Annotated in this window: 12 protein-coding genes and 1 riboswitch; of the genes, 4 read left to right on the forward strand and 8 right to left on the reverse strand. The window is 69.0% G+C overall.

Going from position 1 to position 12899, the window contains the following annotated elements:
• Positions 1–48 precede the first annotated feature (48 nt).
• The 3 genes from metF to ahcY are packed head-to-tail and all read right to left on the reverse strand — an operon-like array spanning position 49 to position 3158.
• Entirely contained in the window at positions 49–873 is an 825-nt protein-coding gene (gene metF, locus BM004_RS25980) for a methylenetetrahydrofolate reductase [NAD(P)H] (RefSeq protein ID WP_093130495.1), read from the reverse strand.
• A gap of 10 nt (positions 874–883) precedes the next feature.
• Positions 884–1711, reverse strand: coding sequence for a TlyA family RNA methyltransferase (locus BM004_RS25985; RefSeq protein ID WP_093130496.1), 828 nt, complete (start codon positions 1709–1711; stop codon positions 884–886).
• A 7-nt stretch (positions 1712–1718) separates the two neighbouring features.
• Positions 1719–3158 carry an adenosylhomocysteinase gene (gene ahcY, locus BM004_RS25990; RefSeq protein WP_093130497.1) on the reverse strand — a complete coding sequence of 480 codons (1440 nt, stop codon included), beginning with the start codon at positions 3156–3158 and terminating at the stop codon, positions 1719–1721.
• 62 nt (positions 3159–3220) lie between these two features.
• Positions 3221–3289: riboswitch (S-adenosyl-L-homocysteine riboswitch) on the reverse strand.
• 174 nt (positions 3290–3463) lie between these two features.
• On the opposite strand from ahcY, the gene BM004_RS25995 reads away from it, so the two are divergent.
• The 4 genes from BM004_RS25995 to BM004_RS26010 all read left to right on the forward strand — a co-directional run bounded on the left by BM004_RS25995 (position 3464) and on the right by BM004_RS26010 (position 8003).
• Positions 3464–5581: a hypothetical protein gene (locus tag BM004_RS25995; RefSeq protein WP_143072514.1), complete on the forward strand. Its 2118-nt coding sequence runs from the start codon at positions 3464–3466 to the stop codon at positions 5579–5581.
• A 175-nt stretch (positions 5582–5756) separates the two neighbouring features.
• Entirely contained in the window at positions 5757–6398 is a 642-nt protein-coding gene (locus BM004_RS26000; protein ID WP_093217917.1) for a hypothetical protein, read from the forward strand.
• Between the two features lie 161 nt (positions 6399–6559).
• Complete coding sequence (phaP, locus tag BM004_RS26005) at positions 6560–7066, forward strand: TIGR01841 family phasin (protein WP_093217919.1); 507 nt, start codon at positions 6560–6562, stop codon at positions 7064–7066.
• Between the two features lie 16 nt (positions 7067–7082).
• Positions 7083–8003 (forward strand): alpha/beta fold hydrolase, encoded by a 921-nt coding sequence (locus BM004_RS26010; protein ID WP_093130501.1) that lies wholly within the window; start codon positions 7083–7085, stop codon positions 8001–8003.
• A gap of 40 nt (positions 8004–8043) precedes the next feature.
• Here BM004_RS26010 and BM004_RS26015 read toward each other — a convergent pair whose 3' ends face one another.
• From BM004_RS26015 to BM004_RS26035, 5 genes are all read right to left on the reverse strand, one after another.
• Entirely contained in the window at positions 8044–8730 is a 687-nt protein-coding gene (locus BM004_RS26015; RefSeq protein ID WP_093130614.1) for a GntR family transcriptional regulator, read from the reverse strand.
• Between the two features lie 70 nt (positions 8731–8800).
• Entirely contained in the window at positions 8801–10255 is a 1455-nt protein-coding gene (gene hydA / locus BM004_RS26020; RefSeq protein WP_093217920.1) for a dihydropyrimidinase, read from the reverse strand.
• Positions 10256–10271: 16 nt separating this feature from the next.
• Positions 10272–10991, reverse strand: coding sequence for an amino acid ABC transporter permease (locus BM004_RS26025; RefSeq protein ID WP_093130503.1), 720 nt, complete (start codon positions 10989–10991; stop codon positions 10272–10274).
• 34 nt (positions 10992–11025) lie between these two features.
• Positions 11026–11856 carry an ABC transporter substrate-binding protein gene (locus BM004_RS26030; protein WP_093217922.1) on the reverse strand — a complete coding sequence of 277 codons (831 nt, stop codon included), beginning with the start codon at positions 11854–11856 and terminating at the stop codon, positions 11026–11028.
• Between the two features lie 99 nt (positions 11857–11955).
• A complete protein-coding gene (locus tag BM004_RS26035) occupies positions 11956–12852 on the reverse strand; it encodes a dihydrodipicolinate synthase family protein (RefSeq protein WP_093130505.1) in 897 nt (298 codons plus the stop codon).
• Positions 12853–12899 lie beyond the last annotated feature (47 nt).

Consider the following 12899-nt stretch of genomic DNA (forward strand, 5'->3'; position numbering starts at 1 on the left):
GAAGCCCCCCGCGCAGCGAACCCGCCGCCAGCGCCGCGCGCCGCCCTCTCAATCCAGGCGCTCCAGCACGGCCAGCGTGGCCGCCGACTGGTTCATCGTGTAGAAGTGCAGCGCCGGGGCGCCGCCTTCCTGCAGCCGCGCGCACAGCTCGGTGACCACGTCGAGGCCGAAGGCCTTGATCGACGCCGTGTCGTCGCCGAAGCCCTGAAGCCGCAGGCGGATCCAGCGCGGGATCTCGGCGCCGCAGGCGTCCGAGAAGCGCATGAGCTGCGTCGAGCTCGTGATGGGCATGATGCCCGGCACGATCGGCGTGTCGAGCCCCAGCTTGCGCGCGTCGTCGACGAAGCGGAAGTAGGCTTCGGCGCTGAAGAAATACTGCGTGATCGCAGAGTCGGCACCCGCCTTCACCTTGGCGGCGAAGGCCTGCAGGTCGGCTTCAGGCGAGCGGGCCTGCGGGTGGATCTCGGGGTAGCAGGCCACCTCGATGTGAAAGTCGCGGCCGGTCTCTTCACGGATGAAGGCGACCAAGTCGCTCGCATACAGGAACTCGCCGCCGATCCCGTAGCCGCTCGGCAGGTCGCCGCGCAGCGCCACCAGGCGCTTCACGCCCATGGCCTTGAGTTCGGCGAGCTGCTCGCGCACCGTGGCGCGCGTGGCGCCGATGCACGAGAAGTGGCTGGCCGCGTCCACGCCTTCGGACAGAATCTCCTGCACCGCACCGAAGGTGCCCTGGTGCGTGGAGCCGCCCGCGCCGTAGGTGACCGAGCAGAACTGCGGCTTGCGCACGTACAGCTGCTGGCGCGCGGCGCGCAGCTTGACCGCGCCTTCGGGCGTCTTGGTCGGGAAGAATTCGAAACTCAGCGGAAGGCGCACCTGCGTCTCCTCAGGAAGCGTCGTTCGCCCGGTCGGCACGAACGGCGTGAATGAAAAACTCGCGGTTGCCGTCGCCCCCGGCGATCGGGCTGTCGAACCAGCGCAGCACCTTCAGCTCGAGCGCCGCGCAGGCGTCGTGCAGGCGCTTCTCGACCACCGCATACATGGTCTCGTCGCGCACGATGCCGCCCTTGCCGACCTGGCCAGGCTGCAGTTCGAACTGCGGCTTGACCAGCATCAGCAACTGGCCGTCGTCGGCCAGAAACTCCACGACCGCCGGCAGCACCAGCGTGAGCGAGATGAACGACAGGTCGCCCACGATCAGGTCGAAGCGCGGAGCAGAAGACTCGCCTGCGCCTTCTTCCGGCTCGCCCTCGTCGCCCTCTTCAGGCTCCTCGGCGAGGTCATCGGCCGACAGCGCCCGCGCATTGACGCCTTCGATGGCGACCACACGCGCGTCTTCGCGCAACTTCGCATGCAGCTGCCCGTGGCCGACGTCGACGCCCACCACCTTGGCGGCACCGCGCTGCAGCAGGCAATCGGTGAAGCCGCCGGTCGACTGGCCCACGTCGAGGCACAGCTTGCCGGCCGGGTCCACGCCGCTCACCGCCAACGCGCCTTCGAGCTTGAGCCCGCCGCGCGAGACGTAGCGCGCCTCGGCCGCGTCGTCGAGCTCGAGCTCCGCGGATTCGGGCACTTCGTCCTTGTTCTTGACGACCGAGCGCCAGGCGTCGCTCGTGCCCGCGTCGCGCCAGCGCATGCCGCCGGCAATGAGCCGCACGGCCTGCGAACGCGACGCGGCCAGGCCGCGCTCTACCAACAGTTGATCGGCGCGCATGCGCGGATCAGTAGCGGTACGTGTCCGGCTTGTAAGGGCCGTTCTTGCTCACGCCGATGTAGGCGGCCTGCGAGTCGGTCAGCTCGGTCAGCATGGCGCCGACCTTCTTCAGGTGCAGGCGCGCGACCTTTTCGTCCAGGTGCTTGGGCAGCACGTAGACCTTGCCGGCCTGGTAGGCGTCGGGCTTGGTGAACAGCTCGATCTGGGCGATGGTCTGGTTGGCGAACGACGACGACATCACGAAGCTCGGGTGGCCCGTGCCGCAGCCCAGGTTCACCAGGCGGCCCTTGGCCAGCAGGATGATCTTCTTGCCGTCCGGGAAGGTGATGTGGTCGACCTGCGGCTTGATCTCTTCCCATTCGTACTTCTCGATCGACGCGACGTCGATCTCGTTGTCGAAGTGGCCGATGTTGCAGACGATCGCCTGGTCCTTCATCTTGGCCATGGTGTCGTGCGTGATGACGTCCTTGTTGCCGGTGGTCGTCACGAAGATGTCGGCCTTGTCGGCGGCGTATTCCATCGTCACGACCTTGTAGCCTTCCATGGCGGCCTGCAGGGCGTTGATGGGGTCGATTTCGGTGACCCACACCTGGGCGCTCAGTGCGCGCAGTGCCTGTGCCGAGCCCTTGCCCACGTCGCCGTAGCCGGCCACCAGTGCCACCTTGCCGGCGATCATCACGTCGGTCGCGCGCTTGATGCCGTCGACCAGCGACTCGCGGCAGCCGTACAGGTTGTCGAACTTGCTCTTGGTGACCGAGTCGTTCACGTTGATGGCGCGGAACAGCAGCGTGCCCTTGGCCGACATTTCGTTCAGGCGGTGCACGCCGGTGGTCGTCTCTTCGGTCACGCCGATGATTTCGGCCGACTTGCGGGTGTACCAGCTGTCATCGACAGCCAGCTTGGCCTTGATGGCGGCGAACAGGATGCGTTCTTCTTCGCTGGTCGGATTGGCGAGCACGCCCAGGTCCTTCTCGGCGCGCTGGCCCAGGTGCATCAGCAGCGTGGCATCGCCGCCGTCGTCCAGGATCATGTTCGGGCCTTCGCCCTTGGAACCCTTGGGGCCGAAGTCGAAGATGGCGTGGGTGTAGTCCCAGTAGTCCTTCAGCGACTCGCCCTTGATGGCGAACACCGGCGTGCCCTTTTCGGCGATGGCGGCGGCGGCGTGGTCCTGCGTGGAGAAGATGTTGCACGACGCCCAGCGCACGTCGGCGCCCAGGGCTTGCAGCGTCTCGATCAGCACGGCCGTCTGGATGGTCATGTGCAGCGAGCCCGTGATGCGCGCGCCCTTGAGCGCCTGGCCCTTGGAGAACTCTTCACGGATGGCCATCAGGCCGGGCATCTCGGTTTCGGCGATGCGGATTTCCTTGCGGCCCCAGGCGGCGAGGGAGAGGTCGGCAATCGCCTGGTTGGCGGTCGAAACGGGGTTGGGCTTGAGAACAGCGCTCATGAGGACTCCAAAACTGGTTTGAAAGATGCCACTGCGTACGGGGAAGGACTCACCGCGAGAACAGCGGGTGAGCGTGGTTGCGATGTGGTCCGAGCCTCACGCCTGATGGCGCTGCAACGCTCCTCGGAACCGCGGATTGTAGACGCGGCGGCAGGCGCAGCCAATCCGGGGGATTTGCGCCCCCGGGCAGGCTGACATTCGCCACCCTGCGGGTTCAAGACACCTCTTTTTACGATTTCCCCAGGGTTCGGTTCAGCAGCCAGCCGGCTTTCTGCCGAGCCCCTCGTACAAGAAAGAGGGCTCACATGAGGATGACGAGATATCTCACGGGTTGCGGTCTGGCGGCCTTGCTGGCGGCCTGCGGCGGCGGGGGTGAAGGCGCGGGTGGCGGCCTGCCGCTGGCGAGCGGCAGCGGCAATGCCGCGCCGAACACGCAAGCCGCGGCGCCGGCGCCCGCACTGGTCAAGGCCAAGGCAGCACAGGGCACCCAAGGCACCCAGGACATCGCCGACGCGCGCAACGGCACCTACCGCGTCTACGCGGCCAACGGCACGCAGCAGCAGTTGACGGTCGACTTCGACGCCGGCAGCTACACGATGACGGACAGCCCCAACCTGCCCGAGTCGGGCACGTTCGGCGAGGACTTCACCGAGCCCGGCACCTACGTGTTCGCCAGCGGCCGCGTCACGACCGCGGCCAACACCTCGCGCTTTCGAGTCACGGCGGACGCCATCGTGGGCGCCTTCCCGTTCGCCACGGCGTATGCGAGCCCCGTCGCCTACGCCGCGCAGCCCTTCGTGGCGGCCCGCGAGTTCGTCGCCACCGCGGCGCTGCTGGACGGCACCTACAACCGCTTCAGCGTCACGCGCAGCCCGGGCAACGCGCAGGACTCCGCGATACTGTCGATGCGCCTGTCGGGCAGCGGCACCGTGCTCGAGATCTGCAACGACGCGGTGATCTACAAGATCGACCTCTGCCCCGCCGCCTCGAAGCGCACCTACGCGGTCGCGTCCGGCACCGACGACACCTGGGTCGGGACCAACGTGGCCAACGCCGGCGACGTCGCGAACTTCCGCATGGCGCGCATCGGCGGGCAGAACGTGTACCTGGCCGGCGGCGTCAGCACCGCGCCGGCCGTGCAGTTCATGCGCATCGGCCTGCCCGAGTCTTCGAGCTGGCCCGCCACGCGCGGCGTCGGCGCATCGACCACGGGCAGCTGGGGCAGCAACCTGATCGACAGCGCGAACTCGGTGCGCACGAGCACCGGCACGGACGGCACCTACGCCAGCCTGGCGATGCCGGTGGGCGGCACCTTCGCGCTGCAGCCCGAAGGCATCCGGGGCGTCAACAGCGGCGGCACGAGCCGGTACTTCGCGATGCAGGGCGGCGCGCTGTCGGTGCTCGTGGGCTCGCGCAACCCGAACACGCAGGGCTACCTGCAGCTCAACCTGATCGACACCGGCGCGGCACCCGACGCGCGCAACGGCCGCTACAAGGTCTACGCCAGCAACGGCACGCGCCAGGCGCTGGCGCTGAACCTGGACAGCAAGCGCTACGAGATGACCGACGAGACCGGCACGGCCGCCTCGGGCAGCTTCGCCGAGGACGCGGCCGAAGCCGGCAGCTTCGTGTTCGACAGCGCGCGGATCGCCAGCCCCGTGAACACGGCGCGCTTCCGCCTGGCCGCGGACACGGTGGTCGGCTCGTTTCCGTTCGCGGTGGCGCAGGTCACGCCGGTGAGCTACGGCGTGCGGCCCTTCGTGGCATCGCGCGCGCTGGTGAAGACGCAGGCGGCGCTGGACGGCGTCTACAACCGGCTGGGCGTCAACCTGACGGCCGCGGGCGGCGACTCGTCGATCACGCAGATCCAGGTTGCCAGCGGCGGCACCGCGCTCTACCTGTGCAACAACAGCACGATCTACCGCATCGACACCTGCCCCGCGGCCACGCTGCTGACCTACACGGTGTCGCCCGGCGCCAGCGTCGACACCTGGAACATCGTGAACGTGAGCAACCCGGCGGACCGCGGCAGCTTCGCGATCGCGCGCGTGGGCAACGAGAACGTCTACCTCTCGGCCGGCATCGTGCCGTCGACGCCCACGACGTCGGTGTTCCGGATCGGCCTGGCGGAGCGCGCCACCTGGCCCGCCGTCACGGCACGCGGCGGCGCCACCAACGGCAGCTGGGGCGGCACGGCCATCGACGCATCGGGCTATGCACGCACGCAGGTGCTCCCGGGCGGTGCCACCGGCACGTTCAGCGCCACGCTGGGCTCCATGGGCGCGGTCGGCCCGGTCAACATGCGCGCGGCATCGTTCGGCACCGCCTTCCATTTCGCGAGCCAGGGCAGCAAGCTCTTCGCGATGGTCGGCTCGCGCAACCCGGCCACGGCGGGCGCGCTCGAGATCGGGCTGATCGACTGACGGGGTGAGAAGCTGAGAGGCTGAGAGGCTGACAAACCGGCCCTTGCCTGAAAAGGGCCGCATGCCGCACCGCCCGGCCTGCGGCCCTTGCTCATTCCGCCGTAAGTCGGCCGCGGGCACGATTGGCCGGCGCGACGTACATTGGCCGCACCTCCACCAGCCTCCCCACGCCGCCATGCCGACCCTCACGTTCCGCGCCTCCAGCGCACTGCTTGCCGCCACCGCCCTGTGCCTGGGCGCCGCCCTCCCCGGCGTTGCCGCGGCCCAAGGCGCCGACACCGTGCGCATCCGCGGCACCATCGTGCGCGTCGATGCCGGCACCCTCGTGGTCCAGGACCGCGGCGGCGAAGTCGTCTCGCTCGCGCGGCCGGCCGGCATGCCGGTCTCGGAGGTCTATCGCATCAAGCTGTCCGACATCAAGCGCGGCAGCTTCATCGGCACCGCCGCCATGCCGCAGCCCGACGGCACGCAGAAGGCGCTCGAGGTGGTGGTGTTCCCCGAGGCCGCGCGCGGCACCGGCGAAGGCCACCGGCCGTGGGACCTGCTGCCCGACAGCACCATGACCAACGCCACGGTCGCCGACCTGGCCTCGGCGCCGAAGTCGGTGCGCGGCGGGCAGCAGCTGCGGCTGACCTACAAGGGCGGCGAGAAGACCGTCATCGTGCCGCCCGACGTGCCGGTGGTCACCTTCCGCCCCGGCACCGACGCGCTGCTGGTGCCCGGCGCCAAGGTGATGATCAGCGCGCAGGAAAAGAACGGCACGCCCACCGCGCTGCGCGTGACGGCCGGACGCGACGGCTTCGCGCCGCCGATGTAAGGCGAAAGCAGGCAAGCCCGGCCTCCAAGGGAAATCCCGCAGGCATTTTTGTCGCGGCGGCAAGCCCCGGGCGCGCCTGTGCGCGTATCGTGGCGAGGGACTTTGCCGTCCGGCCGGTCCCAGCCACCCACCCGTTCACCCGACACAGGAGATTCCGCACCATGGCCACTGCCAAGAAAGCCGCCGCCAAGAAGACCACCTCCAGCAGCAGTAGCACCAGCAGCACCGCCAGCGAGAAGAAGGCGATGCCGGACGCCGCGGACATGCTCAATCCGCTGAAGGGCATGGCCGACCGGCTGCAGAACCTCAACCTGACCGGCGGCGCCGGCAAGCTGCTGGACAGCGGGCGCAAGGACCTGCAGGCGCTGATGCAAGCCAACGAGAAGTCCTATCAGGGGCTGCAGGCCGTGGTGCAGCGGCAGACCGAGATGATCAAGACCGCCATCGGCGAGTGGCAGACGGCCGCCAAGGGCATGCCCGGCAAGGACCCCAAGGAAAACCTGGCCAAGCTCGACGAGCTCGGCCGCCAGTCGTTCCAGCGCGCCGTCGACGACATCAAGGAGCTGGCCAACCTGGCCGCCAAGTCGCAGGCCGATGCCTTCGACGTGGTGCGCCAGCGCATCCAGGCCAACGTCGACGAAGTCACCAAGATGCTGCAGCGCAAGTGAGCCGGAGCTTTCTGGCATGAGCGCCGCCGCGCCACGCGTCGAGCGGCGCACGCGCGCCAACGGCATCGAGCTCGCCTGGGACAGTTTCGGCGACCCGGGCGCGCCGCCGATGCTGCTGGTCATGGGCCTGGGCGCCCAGATGGTCGCGTGGGACGACGCGTTCTGCGCCCGCCTCGCCGAGGCCGGCGGGCTGCGCGTGATCCGTTTCGACAACCGCGACATCGGGCACTCGACCTACCTCACGCACCTGGGCGTGCCCGACATCCAGGCGCTGATGCTGGACGCCATGGCCGGCCGGGCGCTGCAGGTGCCCTACACCCTGCGCGACATGGCCGCCGACTGCGTCGGGCTGCTCGACGCGCTGGGCATTGCGCGCGCGCACGTCGTGGGCGCCTCCATGGGCGGCGCCATCGGGCAGGAGCTGTGCATTCACCATGCGCACCGGCTGCTGTCGTTCACCAGCATCATGTCGACCACCGGCGCGCCGGGCCTGCCGCCGCCCACGCCGGAAGCCATGGCCATGCTGTTCTCGCCGTCGCCCACGAATTTCGAGGCCTACCTGCCGCACTACGCCAAGGTGTGGCGCGTGCTGCGCGGCCCGTCGGCCTTTCCGCTCGACGAGGCGCGCGACACCGAAAGAGCGCAGCTCGTCTTCCTGCGCGGCCTCAATCCGCCCGGCGTGGCGCGCCAGCTCGCGGCCATCCTGGCCTCGGGCAACCGCGGGCCCGCGCTGCGCGGCGTGCGCGTGCCCACGCTGGTGATCCACGGCGACGCCGATCCGCTGGTGCCGGTGGCCTGCGGCGTCGACGTGGCCGATGCCATTCCGGGGGCGACGCTGCTGCGCATTCCGCGCATGGGGCATGCGCTGCCGGTGTCGATGTGGCCGCAGATCGTCGAGGCGATCGCGGGGCACGCGGGTCGGCATCCGGACGCCTGAACCCTCGCCTGCAGCCGTCCGGCTGCAGCTGTCCGGTCGCTTATTCGATCAGCGCGCGCCGCACGTCTTCCTGCAGGCTGCGCAGGTGATCGCGCATCGCCGTGCGGGCGCGCTCCGCGTCCCGCGCACGCAGCGCGCGGATGATCTCGCCGTGCTCGTCGTGGTTCTCCGGCTGCCTGTGCAGCGGGCTGTGCAGGCGGAACAGCCGCGCGTTGACGCGCAGTTCCTCCACCAGCCGCGGAAACACCACGTTGCCGCTGGCCGTGGCGATCAGCAGGTGGAAGCGGTCGTCGAAGTGCCAGTGCTCGGTTTCGCTGTGCTCGCCGCCGCCGAGCGCGGCGATGTCGGCCTCGAGCGCGTCGATCTCGGCGTCGGTGATCTTGCCGACGGCCAGCGCGATGGCTTCGCCCTCGATCACCTCGCGCGCGCGCATGCAGTCGAAGTACTCCTTGGTGCCCAGCGCGCGCACGGCGTAGGAACGCGCGTCGCGCCGCACCAGCAGCCCTTCGCCCGCCAGCCGCACCAGCGCCTCGCGCATCGGCGTGCGCGAAATGCGCAGGTCTTCCGCCAGCCGCGCTTCCTGCAGCGGGCTGCCGGGCGAGATCTGACGGTCGAGGATGAGCGTGCGCAGCCGCTCGTAGGCCTGCTCGGCCAGGCTGGCCGAGCGCACCTCCAGGGGTGCGATCGTGATGGTGGCGGGCTGCGTGGGGCTGGGAAGGCTGGGCATGCGGAAAATGGCGTGGGCCACAAGGGCGGGTGAGCTTATCAGGGCCGCATGGCGGCGCGGCCCGGCGGCTTCAGAGCCATTTGTCCAGCGGATTGCCGTCGTTCGGCGCACGCGGACGCAGGCACGGAAGGAACTGGCCCGAGCCCGGCTCGGCCAGGAACTCGCCGTCTTCCCACACCACGCGCCCGCGCGACACGGTGATGCCCGGCCAGGCGCGCAACGCCATGCCTTCGTACGGCGTGTAGTCGACGGCGTGGTGGAGCATGTCGTTGGTGAGCCGCTTCTCCTGCCCCTTGGCGTACACGTCCCACACCACGAAGTCGGCGTCGCTGCCGACTGCAATGGTGCCCTTGCGCGGGTACAGCCCGTACAGCCGCGCCGGGTTGGTGGCCGTGAGCTCCACGAAGCGGTGGATGTCGATGCGCCCCTTGAGCACGCCCTCGCTCATGAGCAGCGGCAGGCGGGTTTCCACGCCGGGAATGCCGTTCGGGATGCGGTCGAACGAGGCGTCGTCGCCGGCCACGCGCTTGCCGTCGCTGCCGTTCATGTTGAAGGGCGCGTGGTCGGACGAGAAGATGGTGAACAGCCCGCTGGACAGCCCGTTCCAGATGAACTGCTGGTTGGCCTTGTCGCGCGGCGGCGGGCTGCAGATGCAGCGTGCGCCGTGCATCGGATCGTCGGGGTCGATGCCCAGGTCCTCGGCGCTCAGGAACAGGTACTGCGGGCAGGTTTCCGCGTGGATCGGCAGGCCGCGCCCGCGCGCCCAGTGGATCTGCTCGACGGCCTCGCGGCCCGACACGTGCACGATCAGGATGGGCGTGTCGACCAGCTCCGCCAGCGCGATGGCGCGGTGCGTTGCCTCGCGCTCCACCGCCATCGGCCGCGAGCTGCCGTGGTAGCGCGGCGCGGTGAGGCCCGCGTCGAGCAGCTGCTCGGTGAGCCAGGCGATGCAGTCGCTGTTCTCGGCGTGGATCATCGTCATCGCGCCGTGGCGGCGCGCGGTGGCCAGCACCTCGATGATCTGGCGGTCGTCCAGCTTGAGGTCGTCGTAGGTCATGTAGATCTTGAAGGAGGTGTAGCCCTTCTCGATCAATGCGGGCAGCTCCCGCTGCGTCACGTCGCGCGTGGCGTCGGCCACGATCAGGTGGAAGGCGTAGTCGATCACGGCCTTGCCCTCGGCGCGGCGGTGGTAGTCGTCCACCGCTTCCTGGATGCTGTGGCCCTTCTGCTGCGCGGCGAAGGGCAGCACGGTGGTGGTGCCGCCGCAGGCCGCGGAGCGCGTGCCCGTGAGGAAGTCGTCCGCGAAGCGCGAGCCGTCGCTGGTCGGCTGGTCGAAGTGGCAGTGGCCGTCCACGCCGCCCGGCGTGACGAGGCGGCCGCGCGCATCGATCTCGCGCGCGGCGCTGGCGTCCAGGCCTTGCGCGATGGCGCAGATGCGCCCGTCGCGCACGCCGATGTCGGCGGTGTAGCGGTCGCCCGCGGTGGCGATGTCGGCGTTGCGCAGGATCAGGTCGTAGGTGCTCATGGGCGTTCTCTTCTGTCTAGCGCTGCTCGAGCGCGGGTTCCGCGGGCACCACCGGCGCGCTCGCATTGCCGTAGGCGCGGCCGTAGTGGCGCTCGATGCGCCGCTGGATGAAGTCCCAGGCGGTGGTCATCAGCAGGTAGTAGATGGCCGCGACGACGAACAGCTCGAGCACCATGAACTTCTCCTGGATCAGCACCTGGGTGCGGCGCAGCAGCTCCTCCATCGAGATCACCGAGGTGATCGAGGTGGTCTTGAGCAGCCCGTTGATGCTGTTGCCCAGCGTCGGCACGATCAGGCGCATGGCCTGGGGCATGACGATGTAGCGCATGGTCTGCGCGCTGCTGAAGCCCACGGCGCGCGCCGCGTTGGTCTGCCCGGCGGAAATCGACTGTATGCCGCCGCGCACGATCTCCGCCAGGTAGGCGGCCTCGTTGAGGATCAGGCCCAGCAGCGCCGACTCGATCACCGACAGCTTCAGCCCGAGCTGCGGCAAGCCGGTGTAGATGATGATCAGCTGCACCAGCAGCGGCGTGCCGCGGAACACCCAGATGTAGAAGTGCGCCGGCCCGGCCACCCAGCGGCGGCTGGACAGGCGGGCCAGGGCCAGCGCGCACCCCACGACCAGCCCGCCCGCGATCGCAGCGAGCGTGAGCCACAGCGTGGTGACCGCGCCGCTGAGGATGTACGGATTGAACAGATAGTCGATGAACCCCGACCAGCTCCAGCCTTGTCCCATGAACGTTCCTTCGTGTGCTCGGTGACGGCGCGGCTCAGCCCGCCGGGCCCTTGACGGCCACGGCGCCGTCGACGGCCTTCACGCCGTACTGGTCGAACAGCTTCTGGAAGCTGCCGTCGGTCTTCATGTCGTTCATGACCTTGGCCATCGCGGCGGCCAGGTCCTTGTTGCGCGAGGCCAGCGCCACCGGCGTGGGGAACAGGCCGTGCAGCACGCGCTCGAAGTCGCCGCGCTTCTGGTATTCGGCGCCGGTCGAGTCGATCGACAGGGCCACGTCGACCTGGCCCGCACGCAGCGACTGGAACGCCATGGCGAAGTTCTCGAAGGTGCGGATGGTCATGCCCTTCATGCCCTTGTCGGTGAGCGCCTTGTCGAGCTCGCGCGCCTTGCGCTCCTCGAAGCCGCCGAGCTCCACGCCGATGCTCTTGCCCGACAGGTCTTCGGGCTTGGCGATCTTCAGCGGGTTGCCCTTGGCGGTGCTGATGCTGATCGCCTGGTCTTCGTAGATGAGCATCTGCATCAGCTTGGCGCGCTCTTCCGTGTAGAAGATGCCGGTGTTGATGACGTCCCAGCGCCCGGCCTGCAGGCCCGGGATCATGGCCGAGAACTCGATGCGCACGTACTCCGGCGTGAGGCACAGGCGCTTGGCGATCGCCTCGCCGAGCTCCACGCGCATGCCCTTGAGCGCGCCGGTCTGGTCGACGAACTGCATCGGCGGCAGCGTCGGGTTGACCGACATGGTCAGCGTGCCCTTCTTGACGAGGGCCGAGTCGGGCACCGGCGACTTGCACGCCTGCGCGTTCGCGGCGCCCGCGCAGAAGATGAAGAGTGCCGTTGCCGACGCGAGAGCGGGGAGCAGTTTCATGGTGAAGTCCTTCAGGGAATGAACGAGGCGACGAAAGGAAAAGGCAGGAGCCAGGAGGCAGAAGGCAGAAAGCAGGAAGGGGTGCGGCGGCGCCGGCCCTCAGGCGCGGATCGAGTCCAGCAGGTCGAGGCGGGCCAGTTCGCGGCGCAGGTCCGCCACGTCGGCGTCGGGCAGCGGCAGGCGCGGCGCGCGCGGCTTGCCCACCGGCAGGCCCATCATCGAGAGGCCGTCCTTCGAGGCCGCCACGTAGCGGTGGCCGCCCACCCAGCGCACGATCGGCAGCATCTGCTTGTAGAGCGCCAGCGCCGCGGGCATGTCGCGCTCGTCGGCCACCAGCTCGAACAGGCGCGCCGACATCTTCGGAATGAGGTTGGAGCACACCGCCACCCAGCCCTGCGCGCCGAGCCAGAACGACTCGTAGCCCAGGATGCCGGCGAACACGGTCATGCGGTCGCCGCACAGCTCGATGATGTCGCGCACGCGGGTCACCTCCAGCGTCGACTCCTTGATGTACTTGCAGTTGTCGATGCGCGAGAGGCGCGCCACCAGCTCGGGCTTGAGGTCGACGTTGGCCGTGGCCGGGTTGTTGTAGACCATGATCGGAATGCCGATCGCCTCGCCCACCTTGCGGTAGTGCGCGAACAGCTCGTCGTCGGTGGGCGTGCTGTAGAACGGCGGAATGATCATGACGCCGTCGGCGCCCATGGTCTCGGCCTCGCGGCTCAGCCGCACGCACTCGTCGGTCCACTCCGCACCGGTGCCGATCAACACGGGCACGCGTTTTGCAGCGGTGCTCACGCAGGTTTCGATCACCAACTGGCGCTCATCGGGCGTCAGCGACAGGAACTCCCCGGTGCTCCCCAGAGGAATCAGCCCGTGGATCCCCTCCTCGATTTGCCAATTGACCAGCTTCTTCAGTGCCGGCACGTCCACGTGCAGGCCGTCGTCGGTCATGGGGGTGATGAGCACCGTATAGGTGCCTCGGAACGCTGTCATGGGGCAGTCCTTGGAAAATTCGATGACGAAGTATACGTATACGTGTA

The organism is Variovorax sp. OK212, from assembly GCF_900112425.1.
Taxonomy (GTDB): domain Bacteria; phylum Pseudomonadota; class Gammaproteobacteria; order Burkholderiales; family Burkholderiaceae_C; genus Variovorax.